14 protein-coding genes are annotated in these 16957 nt (G+C 61.4%); 1 reads left to right on the forward strand and 13 read right to left on the reverse strand.

All coding sequences use genetic code 11. The features are described 5' to 3' along the window. Positions 1-131: 131 nt before the first annotated feature. Positions 132-749 (reverse strand): PAQR family membrane homeostasis protein TrhA, encoded by a 618-nt coding sequence (gene trhA, locus AB4O01_RS18250; RefSeq protein WP_007964065.1) that lies wholly within the window; start codon positions 747-749, stop codon positions 132-134. 142 nt (positions 750-891) lie between these two features. Between trhA and AB4O01_RS18255 the strand changes: the two genes are divergently transcribed. Then, entirely contained in the window at positions 892-1812 is a 921-nt protein-coding gene (locus tag AB4O01_RS18255; RefSeq protein ID WP_099757407.1) for a LysR family transcriptional regulator, read from the forward strand. Between the two features lie 213 nt (positions 1813-2025). Here the strand turns inward: AB4O01_RS18255 and madM are convergent, their stop codons facing one another. The 12 genes from madM to AB4O01_RS18315 form a co-directional block, all read right to left on the reverse strand. Continuing rightward, the gene (gene madM, locus AB4O01_RS18260; RefSeq protein WP_038861195.1) at positions 2026-2790 is read right to left on the reverse strand and encodes a malonate transporter subunit MadM; all 765 of its coding nucleotides are present in this window, start codon (positions 2788-2790) and stop codon (positions 2026-2028) included. A 5-nt stretch (positions 2791-2795) separates the two neighbouring features. Beyond that, entirely contained in the window at positions 2796-3188 is a 393-nt protein-coding gene (madL, locus tag AB4O01_RS18265; protein WP_016984760.1) for a malonate transporter subunit MadL, read from the reverse strand. Between the two features lie 65 nt (positions 3189-3253). Continuing rightward, a complete protein-coding gene (gene mdcH, locus AB4O01_RS18270; protein WP_257356521.1) occupies positions 3254-4174 on the reverse strand; it encodes a malonate decarboxylase subunit epsilon in 921 nt (306 codons plus the stop codon). Beyond that, positions 4171-4791: a malonate decarboxylase holo-ACP synthase gene (locus AB4O01_RS18275; protein ID WP_460089153.1), complete on the reverse strand. Its 621-nt coding sequence runs from the start codon at positions 4789-4791 to the stop codon at positions 4171-4173. The genes mdcH and AB4O01_RS18275 overlap by 4 nt, the downstream gene beginning before the upstream one ends. After that, positions 4785-5570, reverse strand: coding sequence for a biotin-independent malonate decarboxylase subunit gamma (mdcE, locus tag AB4O01_RS18280; protein ID WP_460089154.1), 786 nt, complete (start codon positions 5568-5570; stop codon positions 4785-4787). The genes AB4O01_RS18275 and mdcE overlap by 7 nt, the downstream gene beginning before the upstream one ends. After that, positions 5567-6418 carry a biotin-independent malonate decarboxylase subunit beta gene (locus AB4O01_RS18285; protein ID WP_093429848.1) on the reverse strand — a complete coding sequence of 284 codons (852 nt, stop codon included), beginning with the start codon at positions 6416-6418 and terminating at the stop codon, positions 5567-5569. The genes mdcE and AB4O01_RS18285 overlap by 4 nt, the downstream gene beginning before the upstream one ends. Further along, positions 6411-6710 (reverse strand): malonate decarboxylase subunit delta, encoded by a 300-nt coding sequence (locus tag AB4O01_RS18290; protein WP_007913697.1) that lies wholly within the window; start codon positions 6708-6710, stop codon positions 6411-6413. The genes AB4O01_RS18285 and AB4O01_RS18290 overlap by 8 nt, the downstream gene beginning before the upstream one ends. Beyond that, a complete protein-coding gene (locus AB4O01_RS18295; RefSeq protein ID WP_460089155.1) occupies positions 6710-7582 on the reverse strand; it encodes a triphosphoribosyl-dephospho-CoA synthase in 873 nt (290 codons plus the stop codon). Before AB4O01_RS18295 ends, AB4O01_RS18290 begins: the two co-directional genes overlap by 1 nt. Further along, positions 7582-9252, reverse strand: a complete 1671-nt coding sequence (gene mdcA / locus AB4O01_RS18300) for a malonate decarboxylase subunit alpha (protein WP_098966058.1) — start codon at positions 9250-9252, stop codon at positions 7582-7584. The genes AB4O01_RS18295 and mdcA overlap by 1 nt, the downstream gene beginning before the upstream one ends. A gap of 322 nt (positions 9253-9574) precedes the next feature. Further along, complete coding sequence (locus tag AB4O01_RS18305) at positions 9575-9940, reverse strand: DUF6124 family protein (RefSeq protein WP_460089156.1); 366 nt, start codon at positions 9938-9940, stop codon at positions 9575-9577. Between the two features lie 654 nt (positions 9941-10594). Beyond that, positions 10595-11065 carry a chemotaxis protein CheW gene (locus AB4O01_RS18310; protein WP_460089157.1) on the reverse strand — a complete coding sequence of 157 codons (471 nt, stop codon included), beginning with the start codon at positions 11063-11065 and terminating at the stop codon, positions 10595-10597. Further along, entirely contained in the window at positions 11058-16955 is a 5898-nt protein-coding gene (locus AB4O01_RS18315) for a hybrid sensor histidine kinase/response regulator (RefSeq protein ID WP_460089158.1), read from the reverse strand. The genes AB4O01_RS18310 and AB4O01_RS18315 overlap by 8 nt, the downstream gene beginning before the upstream one ends. Positions 16956-16957 lie beyond the last annotated feature (2 nt).

Raw genomic sequence — 16957 nt, forward strand, 5'->3', positions numbered from 1 at the left:
TTTGCCGGACTGATCGTTCCCACGCTCTGCGTGGGAATGCAGCCCGGGACGCTCCGCGTCCCAAACAGCGTGACGCAGAGCGTCACAGTAGGCGTTACCACGCAGAGCGTGGGAACGATCAGTCAGCCGGGCTACAGGACATAAAACAGAATCGCGACAAAGTGCAGCAAACTCCCGGCAATCACGAACAAATGCCAGATCCCATGCGCATGCCGCAGCCGGTGATCCAAGGCAAAAAAGATAATCCCCACCGTATACAAAACCCCGCCCGACGCCAGCCAGGCAAACCCGGCCGTACCCAGCGCCGCAATCAAAGGCTTCACCGCCACCAACACAATCCAGCCCATCACCGCATAAATCACGATCGACAGAATCCGCGCCTCGGAGCGCGGTTTGATCTCTTGCAGGATGCCGATCAGCGCCAGCCCCCAGACAATCCCGAACAGCGTCCAGCCCCACGGCCCGCGCAGGGTGACCAGACAGAATGGCGTGTAGCTACCGGCAATCAGCAAATAGATCGAAAAGTGATCAACCTTCTTCATGATCGCTTTCTTGCGCCCGCGCACGCTGTGGTACACGGTCGAGGCGCTATAGAGAACCAGCAAGGTAAACGCGTAGATCGCCACACTGACAATCTTCCACGGGCTGCCGTCGAGGCTGGCGATCACCAGCATCCAGACGCCGCCGATAAACGCTGCCACTGCCCCAACCAAATGCGTCCAGGCGTTGAGTTTTTCTCCGTGATACATGTATCGCTCACCTCAATATTCGTTACCGCAGCGCGCAAGGCTCGGGCCTTGAGCGTAAAAGCGCAATGTTTCTGTTCAACGCGGACCTGCGCACGCCACGGTAATTGGGCACAATCGAAGCATTCCAAAAAGAGTCCGCGCCATGCTGATCGACGAAGAATTGACCCTGAAAAAACTCGAGGTGTTCCTCGCTTTCATGCGTACCGGCAACCTCGCCCGCGCCGCTGCCGAGTTGCAGACCAGCAACGTCAGCGTGCACCGCGCCATTCATTCGCTGGAAAGCGCCCTGCGCTGCCCGTTGTTCAAGCACGAAGGCCGTAACCTGACGCCGCTGGAAAGCGCTTACGTGCTCGAAGAACGGGCGCAGAAGCTGATCAACGACGTCGTCGAAAGCGTGCGCCTGACCCGCGAAGCCGCCGGGTTCTCCGCCGAACGCTTCAAACTCGGCTCGCTGTATTCGCTGACCGTGAAAACCGTACCGCAACTGATCATGGGCCTGAAAATCCGCCGCAGCGAACTCAACATCGACCTGATCCTCGGCTCGAACATCGACCTGCTCTACAAGCTGAAGAACATGGAAGTCGACGCGATTCTGGTGTCGCTGGACGACAGCATCAACGACCCGGATTGCGAGCAGATTGCGCTGTTTTCCGACGACATCTTCCTCGCCACACCGGCGGATTCAAAGTTTGCCCAGCGCAGTGAAGTGGATCTGGCGGAAGTCCGGGATGAAACTTTTATCACCTTGACCCAGGGTTTTGCCACGCATCAGGACGGTAACCGGGTATTCAAGCAGGCGGGGTTCGAGCCGAAGGTGGCGATGCAGGTGAATGACATCTTCACGCTGTTGAGCATGGTCAGTTCGGGAGTGGGTTATGCATTGCTGCCGGGGCGGATTGCGGCGGTGTATGAGAATCGGGTGAAGTTGATTCCGCTGCAGGAGAAGTACCGGTTGCAGCAGCACATTGGCGTGGTGTTTTTGAAGGCCAAGGAGAGGGATCCGAATTTGCTGGCGTTGCTGGCGGAGTGTCGGATGTATGCCAATCGACAGGCTGGGATTTAGAGCAAAATCAAGATCAAGAGCTACCCCCTCACCCCAGCCCTCTCCCCCAAGGGGGCGAGGGGGAAAGGGAGCAGATCTTCATGGGTTTCGGAACCTGAGTTCGACATAAGAATTTCAGATCGATGTATAACGCCAAAACAACTCGGTCAGTCCCCTCTCCCTACGGGCGGTCCGACGTTTCGGGAGGGCTAGGGTGAGGGCAGCTCTTAGCTGTTATCCCATCAACCCGCGCATCGCCAGAAACAACAGCGAAGGCCCAAGCAAACACCCAAGCGCCGTATAAAACGCCGCCGTCAGACACCCGTAAGGCACCAGCTTCGGATCCGTCGCCGCCAACCCGCCGGCCACACCGCTGGACGTGCCCATCAGCCCGCCAAAAATCACCGCGCTGCGTGGATTGTTCAGGCCAATCATCGGCGCCACGAACGGCGTCATCACCATCACCAGAATCGCCTTGATCAACCCCGCTGCAATCGACAACGCCATCACCTCGGAACTGGCACCAATCGCCGCGCCGGTCACCGGGCCGACAATGTAAGTCACCGCGCCGGCACCAATAGTGGTCAGGCTCACGGCATCGGTATAACCGAACGCCATCGCCACACCGACCCCGGCGACAAACGAAGTCCCCACCCCGACAAACAGCGCCAGCACTCCGACGAACCCGGCACGCTTGAGTTCATCGACACTCACGCCAAACGCCGTGGCCACAATCGCGAAATCGCGCAGCATCGCCCCACCGAGCAAGCCGATGCCCGACAGCAACGGAATATCCACCACGCCCTTCTGCCCACCGGTCAGTGCGCCGCCGACATACGACAGCACCAGCCCGAGCAGAATGGCGATGGCCGAGCCGTGCAAACGGCCCTTGGTGAAGGTGTTGGACATCCAGTAGGACACCCACATGGTCAGCCCGACAATCAGGAAACCGCTGATCAAACCGTAACCGGTGATCACTTTCATCATTGATTCGTACATGGCGCTTACCCCGCAGTCTTGGCTGGAGCGATCGGGGTCTGCTCCTTGTTGCCCATGCGCGTCAGCACGGGCACCAGGGCAAAAGCGATCACCACGGCAAGCGTCCCGGCGAGAATCGCCATTGGCCCGCCCTTGAGCGCGCCGTACACGTTCTGCTGCGCTGCCATCGCCACGACGATCGGAATGTAGATGGCGCTCCAGAACTCGACACCCTGCTCGGTCTTGCCCTTGAGCCAGCCGCTTTTGTTCAGATAACTGCCCAGGCCAATCAACAGCAGCATCGCAATGCCGACGCCGCCGACGTTGGCCGGCACGCCGATCAGCTTGCCGAGCAGTTCACCGACCCAGATACCCACCAGCGTACAAAAGGCGAGAAACGCCACACCGTAAATAATCATTGTTGTAGTCCTCAAAGTGCATCGTCGAATGTTGTTTTTGTTGTTCGAAGCTTGAGTCGGCGGTTTTAGAGTTGGCGGCCACCCTCCTCACGCAACAGCGCCTGCAAGGTGTCGAGACGCGCACTGTCGAAGGCCGTGACCGTGCCCTGCTCGAACACCCGGCGCGCCAGCCCGGTCAGCACCGCACCGGGCGGCAGTTCGATCTGTAAACGCACGCCGCGCTCGTAGGCGCTTTGTACGGTGCCGCGCCAATCCACTACGCGACACATGTTGAAGGCGAGGTCGTCGCGCAGCGCTTCGATTTTGGTCACAGGACGCGCGCGGCTGCCGCTCAGGTAAGCGATTTTCGGAGTTTTCAGTTCAACTTTGGCGAAGGCCTCGGCGAGGGTTTGTGCAGGTGCCTCCAGCAGCGGACAGTGCGACGGCACACTCACCGCCAGGCGTTTCGCCAGACCAGCGCCACGACTGCGCGCCAGTTCAGCCACCACTTGCATGGCCTCGTCACTACCGGCGATCACCACCTGGTTATCGGCATTGATGTTGGCCAGGTGCACCGGCGAATCTTCGCTGTGCACCTGTGCGAGCAGTGTTTCGACTGTGGATAATTGCAGGCCGATGATCGCGGTCATGCCGTAGCCCTGTGGATAAGCCTGTTGCATCAACTCACCGCGCAGGCTGACCAGATGCAGCGCATCGCTGAAGCTCAACGCTCCAGCGACCACCGCTGCCGGGTAAGCGCCGATGGACAAGCCGGCGACGTAATCCGCCGTGAGTCCGTCCTGCAATAACTGTCGTGAAGCCGCGACGCCGGCGATCAGCAGGCACAGCTGAACCGCCCTCGTCGTGCGCAATGCTTGAGCAGAATCGAGCAGCAAAACATCTTCGCCAAGTACATCACTGGCTTCGACCAAGGTTTCCCGAGGCAAGCGCTGAAACATGCCCGCCTGCTGCGCGCCCTGACCGGGGAACACCAGCAGACTGCTCACGCTGCCTGCTCCTGCGGATTCCACGGATCAATCACCAGGCAAGCCTGATGAGCATTCTTCAGCAGCACGCGTGCCGAACCGCTGGCCCATTCACGCAACGCCACCGCACCGAAAGGTGTCTGCAATTGCAGGTCGACCCGGCACACAGCTTGATCAAAAACCGCGACAAGTTTGCGTGCCTGATTACGCGTGATCAGTTGCGGCGTACGCAGAATCAGATCGAGATCACTGGCCGCGTGCATCGCGGTAAAACCGCTGGCCAATTCAAACCCGACACTGCCGCTGACACCCCAGACCCAACCGCAATCGTCGAGCATTGGCCGCAGTTGTTGGAGCGCGTGCATGACCGGCAGATCGCGCTCGCAGTCGACGTGACACAGCGCCTCCGGACTGACCCGACAGGCAATCGAATCGACGGCCATAAATGCCGCCCAGCGCTGCTCGCGCAACACACCGCGCACGCCGACCGCGACAAAACCCTCAGCACTCAACGCCCGTCGCACTACCACCGGTTGCCCGGCGGCTAATGACTCGACGGCCCACAGCGGCGCATCCGCCGGCAACTGCGCCGGGGTCATGCCCCAGAGCAGATCGTGGGCCAGAGGCGTGCTCACCACTGCGCCCTCAGCAGTTCGCGAACCTTGCTGGAGGCCGCACGATTCTTCGCGCCGAGGCGATTGCTCAGATCAGTGCTGACGACATCGCCGATGGCTTGCTTCAGGCACTCGTTAACTCTCGATAGATCCTCCGCCGTCGGCTGCTCAATCTGCTGCACCGACAGGGTTTCCCAGAGCAATCCGAGGCTGGCGTAGCTGTCGATGTCATAAGCCATCGGTGGCACACTGGCGGCCAGCGCTTCGAGCTCTTCAACACTGCGCAACGTCACCCGCGCCGCCGACGCCTTGCCCATCGCATGCACCATCACGCCCGGATCGCGCAGCGCAATCAAACGGTTGGCCTGATAACCATGAGCGAGAAACGCCCCGGACATTGCCTTACCGACCAGTAATGCAATCACCGGATGCCCGGCCAACCGCGCACGGGCATAACTGTCCGCCGCACCGGCCAGCGCCTGATGAATGCCGAGTGCTTCTTCGCGCCGACCATAAGCCTGGCTCGGCACATCGACGATGGCGATGATCGGGCGTTTCTGCGCTTTGTCACGATCAGCAGTGATCGCGTCATCCACAGCCTTGGCCAGACCCCAGCCTTCAAGCAAGCCGACTTCGCCATTGCGAGCACGCGGAAAGCGATTGTCCGGGTCAGCGACCACGGCGATAAATCGCCCAAGTTCACCATCGGCAACCCGCAGCGATGGCGGCAAACCCTCAACGGCTTTCGCCCCGGCGCTCAAGGCGTCGAACCAGCTCAAACCGCGCAGTGAATAACCGCTCATGAGCGCTCTCCTTGATACAGATCGCGAACCACCGACGGTTCGATTTGCGGGTCAGTGTTGAGGCTGCTCAGGCGTTGCAGAAACCATTCGGCGCGTTGCCTGCGTGGTTGTTTTGGCAAACCTTGCTGCAGCAATTCGCCGACCTGCTGACGAATCTTCGCCACATCATCGGCGACATAACGATCCACCAGACCAGTGTCGAAACGCTGCTCGCCACCGGTCAGGCTCCAAATGAACGGCCGGTCGCGGGAGTCGTATTCTTCGATCCCGGCTTCTTGCTCGATCACTTGCGGGCCGTTCAAACCGAGGCGTGCTTCCTGAGTCACCAGCAAATAGCTGCACAGCGCCGCCGCAATCGACATACCGCCAAAACAACCAACGCTGCCCGCCACGACCCCAACCACCGGTTGGTACTGCTGCAAATCGACAATCGCCGCATGAATATCAGCAATCGCCGCCAGCCCGAGATTGGCTTCCTGCAAGCGCACGCCACCGGTTTCCAGCAGCAACACCGCGCGGGTCGGAATGCCTTTGCGGTTGTCTTCAGCCGCCAGTTCCAGCGCGCCGGCAATCTTCGCCCCGCCGACTTCGCCAAGGCTGCCGCCCTGAAACGCGCCTTCAATTGCGGCAATGACCACTGGCAAACCGTCGAGGCTGCCCTTGGCGATCACCACGCCGTCATCGGCCTGCGGCACCACGCCCTGACGTTCAAGCCACGGCGACATCACCCGTTGAAACGGGTCGAGCAATTCACGAAAGCTGCCGGCATCGAGCAAGGCTTTCGCCCGTTGCCGCGCGCCGAGCTCGACGAAGCTGTGTTTGTTGAGCAACGCTGCGCTGTCAGTCATGGCCGATCTCCTCGAAACCTTGTTCCAGACGCAAACGCACCACCCCCGGCGTCGCGCCGAAATCGTGGATATCGATGGCCATCGCCGGCGGCGTGGTGCCGTCGAACATCCGCGCAAACAGGTGCTGCCAACGCAACTGCGCGCCGTTGACCGAGGTCTGCACATTGATTGTCAGTTTGCCGGCCAGACCCGGTTCGATCAGCACTTCCAGATCACCCGAGCCGACACAACCGACCAGCGCACGGCCGCGTGGCGGCTGCCCGGCGGGGAATTCAAACGATAGGGTTTCCATCAAAACGCTCCCTGAAGGATGCCGTCGCGCTCGATGCGATCGAGCAGCAGTGTGGCGGCGAGCAAGTCGGCGGCGCCACCGGGCGAGGCATTCAATGCGATGAGTTGTTGATCGAGATCGTGCAGGCGACGGCGACCGCTGAGGCTGGCGCTGCCACCGGCGTCGAGCACCGCTTGCGCGCCGGACTGCATGGCGTGCAGACCCTCTTCGCCGGCGCGGTAGAGCACGCAGGTGTCGGCGAGGTCAGTCATGATTGCGAGCAAGGCGTCGAGCCGGGCGTTCTGTTCGCCGTGGCCATTGGCGCGGCTGAGTTTGAGTTGCGGCAGACCGCGTTGCAGCACCGAAGGGAAGCCGAGTTGCGCTTCCTCACGAGCGCCGCGAGCGCCGTAACGCAGGGCGACTTGCGCGCCGTGGCTCAAGGGTTTTGGTGCGTGGCGATCGTCCAACAAGGCCAGGCGTGCGGCGCGCAAGGTCACGGCATTGGCGCTGGAAGATTGTGGTTCCAGCGCAGCGGCGGTCACCAATAATCCCAAGGCCCAGATCGCCCCACGATGCGTGTTCACGCCGTTGGTGGTGGTGAGCATCGCTTGCTCACCTTCACGGCCGATGCGGCCAATCGCTTCGCGCAACGCTGAATCGACTTCACCGATTGCAACCGCCGCTTCAGCCATCTCCTTGAACGCCGGCCACAACGACAGCGCCGAAGCGTGCATCAGGCCCAGGTGCAGATCGGTGTGCGCGCCATTGCCGCGACGGTCGACCAGTGCCGGTTTCGGCGACAGATCGGCTTCGTCGATCAGCGCGTCCACCGCCAGGTCGGCCAATCGATCAGCCAGGGACAGCGGTTTCGCTTGCAGGTTAAATGCGTGCATTACCAGCTCCTGAATTTGGCGGGCGGGTTGTACAGGCCGCCGGACCACTCGACCAGATCGGCCACGCTTTTTGCCGCGAGCAGTTCGCGGGTGGCGTCGGTGCGACGGATGCCGAGGTCTTCGGGCAAGGCGATCAGGCCTTCGCGGCGCATGCGTTCGGTGTCTTTCGGGTTGTGGCGCAGGCCGATCGCGGTGACGCCGGCGACCGCTGCGATCATCGCCTGACGCTCTTCCAGCGAGCGCGCCTTGTACAGGTAGGCGATGCCTTCTTCGGTGAGCAGGTGGGTGACGTCGTCGCCGTAGATCATGATCGGCGCCAGCGGCATGCCGCTTTTCTTCGCCACTTCCACGGCGTCGAGGGTTTCAACGAAGGTCGGTTTGCCGCCCTCCTGGAACGTCTCGACCATTTGCACCACGAGTTTCTTGCCGCGTTCGAGCATCGGTTGCTGCGCATCGTCATGACGCATATCGAGCCACGCCGGGGTGCCGTGACGCCGACCGCGCGGGTCGTGGCCCATGTTCGGCGCACCACCGAAACCGGCGAGGCGACCACGGGTCACGGTCGAGGAGTGGCCGTCGCCATCAACCTGCAACGTCGCGCCGATAAACAGATCCACCGCGTATTGCCCGGCGAGCTGGCAGAACATCCGGTTGGAACGCAGCGAGCCGTCGCGACCGGTGAAGAACACATCCGGGCGCGCGGCGATGTAGTTTTCCATACCCAGTTCGGTGCCGAAGCAATGCACGCTTTCGACCCAACCGCTCTCGATTGCCGGGATCAAAGTTGGGTGCGGGTTGAGCGTCCAGTTGCGACAGATCTTGCCTTTGAGGCCGAGGGATTCACCGTAGGTCGGCAGGATCAGCTCGATGGCGGCGGTGTTGAAACCGATGCCGTGGTTGAGCGACTGCACGTTGTGTTTTTCGTAGATGCCACGGATCGCCATCATCGCCATCAGCACGTGCACAGGCTTGATATGGCGTGGGTCGCGGGTGAACAGCGGTTCGATGTAGAACGGCTTGTCGGCCACCACCACGAAGTCGACCCATGAGGCGGGGATGTCGACGCGCGGCAGTTCGCTGACGTCGTCGACCAATTGGTTGACCTGGACGATGACGATGCCGTCGCTGAAGGCGGCCGGTTCGATCAGTGCCGGAGTGTCTTCGGTGCTCGGGCCGGTGTAGATGTTGCCGGCGCGGTCGGCCATGAACCCGGCCGAGAGCACGACGTTGGGGATCAGGTCCACCACCAGCCGGGCGTAGAGTTCGATGTAGGTGTGAATCGCGCCGATTTCCAGCAGGCCGTCTTCCAGCAACTGGCTGATGCGCAGGCTCTGGGTTCCGGCGAAGGAGAAATCAAGCTTGCGGGCGATGCCGCGTTCGAACAGGTCGAGGTGCTCGGAGCGACCGACGCTGGGCATGATCATGTGCAGGTCGTGGAGCTTTTCCGGGTCGGCTTTGGCCAGCGAGCGCGAAAGGAAATCCGCCTGCTTCTGGTTGTTACCCTCCAGCACCACACGGTCACCGGGGTGGATCAGCGCTTCGAGCGCGGCGACGATCTTGTCGGTGGGCAACACCACACCGTCGGCCAGCCCGCGCACCTTGTCGAGGCGGCGCTGCTTCTCATCGCGCCGCCGCGTCCAGCGCGAGTCGGGGGAAATTGTTGTTGTCATGCTCACTCCACGGGGTTCGCTGTCGTGGAGCTAAGGTAGGCGTGTGGGGTGGGGGCATCAATCAAGCGCGGTGGTGAATCATTACGCTCAGGGTAACGATCAAGAGCCGCCCTCACCCTAGCCCTCTCCCGGAGGGAGAGGGGACTGATTGGGGGATATTCGGGAATTGCGCCGACCTGGGAATGTTGCACTGAATCCGGAATTTACTAGGTTTACCAGATCCATAATCGACTCGGTTTTTCAGGTCGATGTACAACGCCAGACACCTCGGTCGGCCCCCTCTCCCTCCGGGAGAGGGCTGGGGTGAGGGTCGGCTTTTAAGTCACTCCGTCGGCACCAACCTATCCAACAAACGATTGACCGCCATCTCCGCCACCATCACCACCTGCGCAATACCCTGCACAGTCTTGCGGTGCGTACCTTCCACCATTGCCGCATGATTGTTGAGCATCACCGTGGCCGACCCGAGGGTTTCACTGGCGTCGGCCAGCAGGGATTCGGTGTCGGCATTCGGGTTGGCCATGTACAGCGTGTTCGGGGTGTAGGGCGTGGCCATCAGGTCGGCGTTGGTCGGACCGAGGTAATGGTCGAGGGCGCGCTCGGCGGCTTCGTGGAATTTCCTGGAGTCGGGGGATTCGTAGGGGGATGCCGGGTCGGTGACCGGCGGGTTTGGCGTTACTTTGAACATTTACCAGATCCTCATTCGGGCTAGCCACCGCTTCTCTACTAAAAGAAGTGGAGGCAGCTGTGCGCAGGTTAGTAGACCGGGGATCTGGGAAACCGGCGCGCCCGAAGGCGCCCTGCGCACAACCACCATAAAGTGCAGGTATGGAGTACCTGACTGTCTGATGAGCTATACGCCCCAAATATGGCGGGCTACTAAACCCGATCACTGGAAATCAGTGACGGAATCAAGTTACGCAGCATGCCAAAGGCGCACAAGCCGGCGGATTCTGGTGCATGCGTAGGCAGCGGCGCAAGGATTTGTAGGTTAGGGAGGCGTAACACAGAGTGTCTTTAAACAGCTGCGCTAAAGGGTGTTTATTGCGCACAAAGATTGAGGATTTTCCTGTCGGATTGAGGTGTAGCGACTGACGCTTTCGCGAGCAAGCTCGCTCCCACAGGAGATCTCCAGAGAACGCAGATTCTGTGTACGACAGAAACCCACTGTGGGAGCGAGCTTGCTCGCGAAGAGGCCAGCCGAAGCAGCGCAAGTTCTGGATCACCCCGCGGATGATCGTTCCCACGCTCTGCGTGGGAATGCCTCAACGGACGCTCTGCGTTCGGCTTTTTGGGACGCGGAGCGTCCCGGGCTGCATTCCCACGCGGAGCGTGGGAACGATCAGTGGGCTAGCCCAGCATCTACCAACAACTTCTCCAGCCCCAACAAATCCGGAACCTTCGCCACTTGCTCCCCGACCTGCACCGCCGCCTGCTCCAGCGCACACAACGGCACATCGACATAACTCAACTGGCTATCAAGCTTGTACGACCGCGGAATCCCCTGCACCAGCAGCGCAATGAATTTCAACTCCGGCAACCCGCCCAGCGCATTCAAAATCACGATCCGCGCGCGCTCGCCAATGACGATTTTCTGCCCGCACGCCGATTCAAAACTCAGCAACGGAATCTGCCGCTCACGCCACGTAACCTTGCCGAGATACCACGGCGGCGTATCCAGATCGAAGGCGCTGGCCTGGTAATCGATCAACTCAGCGACAGCAACGTTAGGCAGGATCAAATTGCGATCCGCCAACGGCAGCAGCAACCCGGTCAGTTGGCTGCTGCGCTGATTATGCCGGCGCTCATGCATGTTTCTTGCTCCATTGGGCAATGCTTTCAAGCAGCACCGACTCTTGATACGGCTTGCCGAGGTAGTCGTTGACGCCAATCGCCATGGCACGGTCGCGGTGTTTCTGGCCGGTGCGTGAGGTGATCATGATGATCGGCAAGTGTTGCAGGCGTTCGTCGTTGCGTACCTGGGTGGCGACTTCGAAGCCGTCCATGCGCGGCATTTCGATGTCGAGCAGCATCAGGTCGGGCATGTGTTCTTCGAGCAGCAGCATGGCGTCGACACCGTCCTTGGCCGTGAGCACGTTCATGCCGTGACGTTCGAGCAAACGGCTGGTGACCTTGCGTACGGTGACCGAGTCGTCGACCACCATCACCAGCAGCGGTTTCTGCGGTTCGCTGTCGATCTCCGGCAGCGTCGGTGTCTGCGCAACCCGCGCTTGCATTGCCCGAATCGGTGCGAGCAAATCGAGAATCAGCACCACCCGGCCATCGCCGAGAATCGTCGCCCCGGACACGCCCTGCACCGCCGCGAATTGCGCGCCAAGGCTCTTGACCACGATCTCGCGGGTGCCGGCCATGGTATCGACCAGCACCGCGATGCGCCGGTCGTTGTAGTGCACCAGCAGCACCGGCAACGGCAGGTTCTGGCCGAGCAGTTTTGGCCGTGGCGCGGTTTTCAGCAGTTCGCCGAGGTAGCACAGTTCATAGGTCTGGCCGCCGTAGTGGTAGCGCGGTGGATCCTGGCGGAAGTGCCCTTCCAGATCATTCGGCAACACGCGGACGATGCCTTCGATGGTGTTCAGCGGAATCGCATATTGATCCTCGCCACACTGCACCATCAATGCGCGGTTGACCGACACGGTGAATGGCAAACGAATACGGAAATGCACGCCCTGCCCCGGCACCGAGTCGATGCTCATGCTGCCGCCGAGTTGCCGCACTTCTTCATGCACCACGTCCATGCCGACGCCGCGTCCGGAAATCTGCGTGATCTTTTCCGCTGTGGAAAACCCCGGCTGAAGGATGAACTGCAACACGTCGCGGTCGCTGATCTCAGCTTCCGGCGCGAGCATGCCACGCTTGATCGCCTTGCGCCGCACCGCTTCCAGTGGCACCCCGGCACCGTCGTCGCGAATGTCGAAAACGATGTCGCCGCCCTCGCGGGACAGGTCCAGGCTTACCGTGCCCTGCGCCGGTTTGCCTGCCGCCAGCCGCACCTCGGCGGACTCCAGACCATGATCGACGGCATTGCGCAGCATGTGTTCCAACGGCGCGGCCATGCGTTCGAGTACGTTGCGATCCATCTCGCCTTCGGCGTTGCCGACGACAAACGCGACGTCTTTGTTCAGCTCTTCAGCGACCTGCCGGACGATGCGTTTCAAACGCGGCAACATGCGCTCGAACGGCACCATGCGCGTGCGCATCAGGCCTTCCTGCAATTCGGTATTGATCCGCCCCTGTTGCTGCAACAGGTTCTCGGCGTCGTGGTTGCGGCGGTCGAGGGTTTCCTTGAGGTCGAGCAAGTCGGAGGCCGATTCGAACAGCGCGCGAGACAGTTGCTGCAACTGCGAATGGCGGTCCATTTCCAGCGGATCGAATTCTTCGTAGCCGAGGCGTTCGGCATCGACCTGCTGACGGCTGAGAATCCGCCCTTGGGTTTCGGTGTCGAGGCGGCGCAACTGATCGCGCATGCGTTCGATGGTGGTTTCCATCTCGTTCAGGGCGATCTGTGCGTCGTTGACCTGCTGCTCGATGCGACCACGGAAGATCGAGGTTTCCCCGGCCAGATTGACCAGCTCATCGAGCAGTTCGGCGGAGACTTTGACCATGTCCGCGCCAGCGTCAGCAGCCGGCGGCGCCGCGTCAGTCTTGACCGGAACGGGTAGCACTGGCGGCGTTTCTATCGTCACCGGATGGCTGAAATTCTGGATCGCGTTGATCAGCCGATCGGCCGGTGGACACGGTTGCCCGGCGCGCACGCCATCGAGCATTTGTGCCAGCCGATCATGGCCGCGCTGCACCAGCGCAAACAGCTCCGCCGACGGCTGCAAAGCGCCGCTGGAAAGACTTTCGTAAAGGTATTCCAGCTCATGGGCGAGGTCGCCGATCGGCCCGATCTCGACCATCCGCGCGCCACCCTTGAGGGTGTGCAGATCGCGCAGCAGGGTTTCCACTTCCTGGCGATTGCCCGGCTCGGCTTGCCAGCGCAGCAGCGCGGCGCCGGAGTTTTCGATGATGTCGAAACCTTCTTCGAGGAAGATTTCCAGCAGTTCGGGATCGTGGCCAGCGCTGTCGTGCTCGGTTGTTGCTGACGGCGCTTCGGCGACGCTGTGGCCCTGACGTACCTGACGAATCGTGTCGATCAGATCCTGCGCCGGGATCAGCGGCTGATGGCTTTGCAGTTGATCAAGCAACAATGCCAAACGCTCATGACTCTTGAGCAGCAAGCGCCCCAGGCTTTCGCTGTAGTGGTAGCGACGATCCACCAAGCCTTCGTAAAAGCTTTCCAGCTCCTGAGCCAGATCGCCAATGGCCTCGACTTCAGCCATCCGCGCGCCACCCTTGAGGGTGTGCAGATCGCGTTGCAGCGAGGACAGCGGTGCAGCGTTGTCCGGGTCGCTCAACCAGCGCTGCAAGGCTTGGCCCGAGCTATCGAGAATGTCGACCGCTTCTTCAAGGAAAATCTCGACGATCTCGTCATCGTGTTCAAGCGCCGTTGCCTTTTGCTGCAACTCAGCGGTGGCGCTGCCCAGATCACGGATGCTCAGGGTGCGGCTGCCATCGCTGCGAATCAGGCCCATGGACGATGGGTCGAGGCTCTGATCGAGCAGATCATGCAACGCCCGGATCCGCGCCGGTTGTGGCGTGACTTCCTGCCCGGCGGCCAGTTCGTCGAGCATGTTGATCAGCGCTTCGTGAGCGTTCTGCGCTTCGCGGAAAAACTGTTCACTGACCGCCAGGCTGCTTTCTTCCACCGCGCCATACAGGTCGAGCAAGGCTTCGCACAGCACATCCACCGGCAGCAGATCCGCCAAATGCGCGCCTTCGCCAAGGGTGGTCAGCTCATCCAGCAAGGCGCTGAGTTCCTGACGCTCGCCGGGGTGTTGTTGCCAGCGCTGCAACAGGCTTTCAGCGTCGAGCAGGATGTCCATGCCCTGAGCGAGGAAGTTGTTGATCAGTTGCGGATCACGCTTGATCCGCAGGCCGGTGTGCGGCGCATCGAGGATCGATTCCAGACGCTCGGCAAGCAGGGTTTCCGAGCGTTTGATCAGCGACTGTGCACCGACAATCGGCGCCAGCGGATCATGCCTGAGTTGACGCAGGCCGACGCGGAACAGACCCTCGGCTTCCAGCAGCAACTCCACTTCGTCGAGGTCCAGCGGCAACTGGTGCGCCTTGAACTCGCGGGCCAGTTGATCGAGCGGCGCAGCGAGTTCGGCAATCGGCAATACGCCAGCCATCGAGGCGCTGCCCTTGAGCGTGTGCAAGGCGCGCTGCAGTTCGTCGCTGGCCTGCAGCGGCACATGCTCGGCGGCCTGATCGAGAAAGCGGTTGAGGCTGGCGAGGTGGGTCTCGGCTTCTTTGCGGAAGATTTCCAGCAACAGCGGATCGAGCGCCGCGACATCGTCGACGTCTTCGGCGGCCAATGGCTCGTCACCTTTGGCCAAGGCGTGAGCACGGGCCGCGAGTTGATCGACATCGCCGCGCTGGCGCTGGTTACTAGTGGCGAATTCGCTGATCAACTCGGGCAGCAACAGCACGGTGTCGCTCAGCACTTGCTGCACCACCGAGCCCGGTTCGACACTTTGTTCGAGCACGCGGTTGAGCAGGTTTTCCACCGACCATGCCAGCTCACCGAGAATCAGCGCGCGGACCATGCGCCCGCTGCCCTTGAGCGTGTGGAAGGCGCGACGCAGTTCGGTCAGCGCATCGCGGTCCTGCGGATTGGCAATCCAGCGCGGCAGGTATTCGTGGAGGACTTCGAGGACCTCGTCGGTCTCTTCGAGGAACACTTCGCGCAGTTCATCGTCGACCGGTTCTTCATCGGCTGGCGGCGGCATCAGGCTGCCCGGCGTGATCAATGCCGGCGGGTTGAGCGCTGAAACCGGGCTGGCCAGAACGTCGGCCAGCGACTGCACGGTTTCCGGGTCATCAAGCGCTTGCATGTCCTGCATCACCAGCGCTTCGCTGGGGCTGAGCACGTCGTCGAGCACGGGCACATGCGGCTCATCTGGAAAGAAACCCAGACTCGCAAGGGACTTCTGCGCGACATCCAGCAACTGCTCGCTCGGCGCCTGCGGATCGTCGCTCAGACGTTCGAGGTAATACTCGAGGCTGCTGATGACATCGGCCAGATGATCCAGCTCTTCCCAACCCGGCTCGTGCGGATCAAGCAACAGATGTTCGCGGATAAAGCCGTTGCACGCCTCGACCAGACTTGCCGCGCGGTTCAACGGAATCATCGCCAGTGCCCCGCGCACCTGAGTCAGCAGCGCCGGCAACGGTTGCAGGTGCTGGCGATCCCAATCGGCGTCGATGTAGTCGACGATCATGTCCTTGGCCTGTTGCAGGCAGATGCGTGCTTCCTTGATGACGATCTGATGGATCTGCGTCAGGTCGGTGGTTGGCAGGCGCGTATCTTCCGGGCTTTCCGGCTCGACGGTGCCGACCATTCCGGCCAGCGTCGCTTCGACGTAGAGCAGCGCGCCGGCAACGTCCATCAGGATCGCGTCGTTCGGTTCGCGCTGGCCCTGAGCGAGGCTGAGCACCACGGCCAATTGATCAATGATCACTTTGCGCGGCTGGCCGAAACCGAGCACCGCGAGGGTGTCGGCGATCTGCCGCAGGGGTGCGAGCAGGTTTTCCAGATCCGAGGTGTGCTGGCGGTCGCTGCGCACGAACAGGTCGAGGCGCTCCTTGACCCGCACCAGTTCTTCACACAACGCCGCCAACACCGAGCGCATCGCATCGCGATCGGGGCCGGCCAGGCGCGCGCGTTCTTCGTCGACCATCGCGCTGTCGGGCAACGCGTCGTCCAGGGAGTAGCGATCTTTCATGGTCAGCATCTGCCCGGTGGGATGTTCGGCTTTGGCAATATAGAACAACAGGCTTTTCAGTAGCTCAGCCGGAGGCGGCTGATTGAGGCCGGACATACCTTGCTCGAGCAGACGCTTGAGCTCTTTGTCGGCATCCTTGAACAGGCTGCGCAGCGCCGGGCTGTTGGCGATGACGCCTGCGCGCATGCCCTCGACCAGCGCCGAGGCGACTTGCCACAGCGGACTCAGCGGCGAATCACCGCTCAGCGCTTCGAGGCGAGTGAATACTTTGGCCAGATAACCGAGGTGGGTCTGGTCATCCTGCTCGCGCAGCAAACCGACCAAAGCCATTTGCAGCATCTGGCGCAATTTGCGCAGCACGTTCGGCAGTTCTGCCGGCTCCAGCAGTGCCAGCGCTTCTGCGTTTAGCTGTGCCAGTTCGGGCAGTTGCGGGCTGAACAGGCTGGTTTCAGACAACAGGCTTTCGCCACGGGCGCTGCGCAGATCGTTGATCAGCGGCAGCACCACCAACGGCAAATCTCTCCGGGCGCTCTGCACGCGGTCGAGGTAGATCGGCAATTGCCCAAGGGCTTGCAGCAACAGGTGCAGGGCTTCGTCGCGATGGCTGACGCGCTCGTGCTGCAGGGCTTCGACCAGATGCTCCATTTCCTCGGCGAGCAAGGCTGCGCCGTAGAACTCGACCATCTGCAGACTGCCGTGGACCTGATGGATGTAATCCAGGCACTCCTCCAGTCCGGGAAAGGCCTGCGGATCATCGAGCACGGCTTCTATCGCCTGATGCGCCTGTTTCAGCGTTTCGGCAATTTCACCTTTGACCCATTCGAGGGCCACGTAGTCGTGCCGATCACCCATAA

Source organism: Pseudomonas sp. S2_E02, assembly GCF_054668355.1.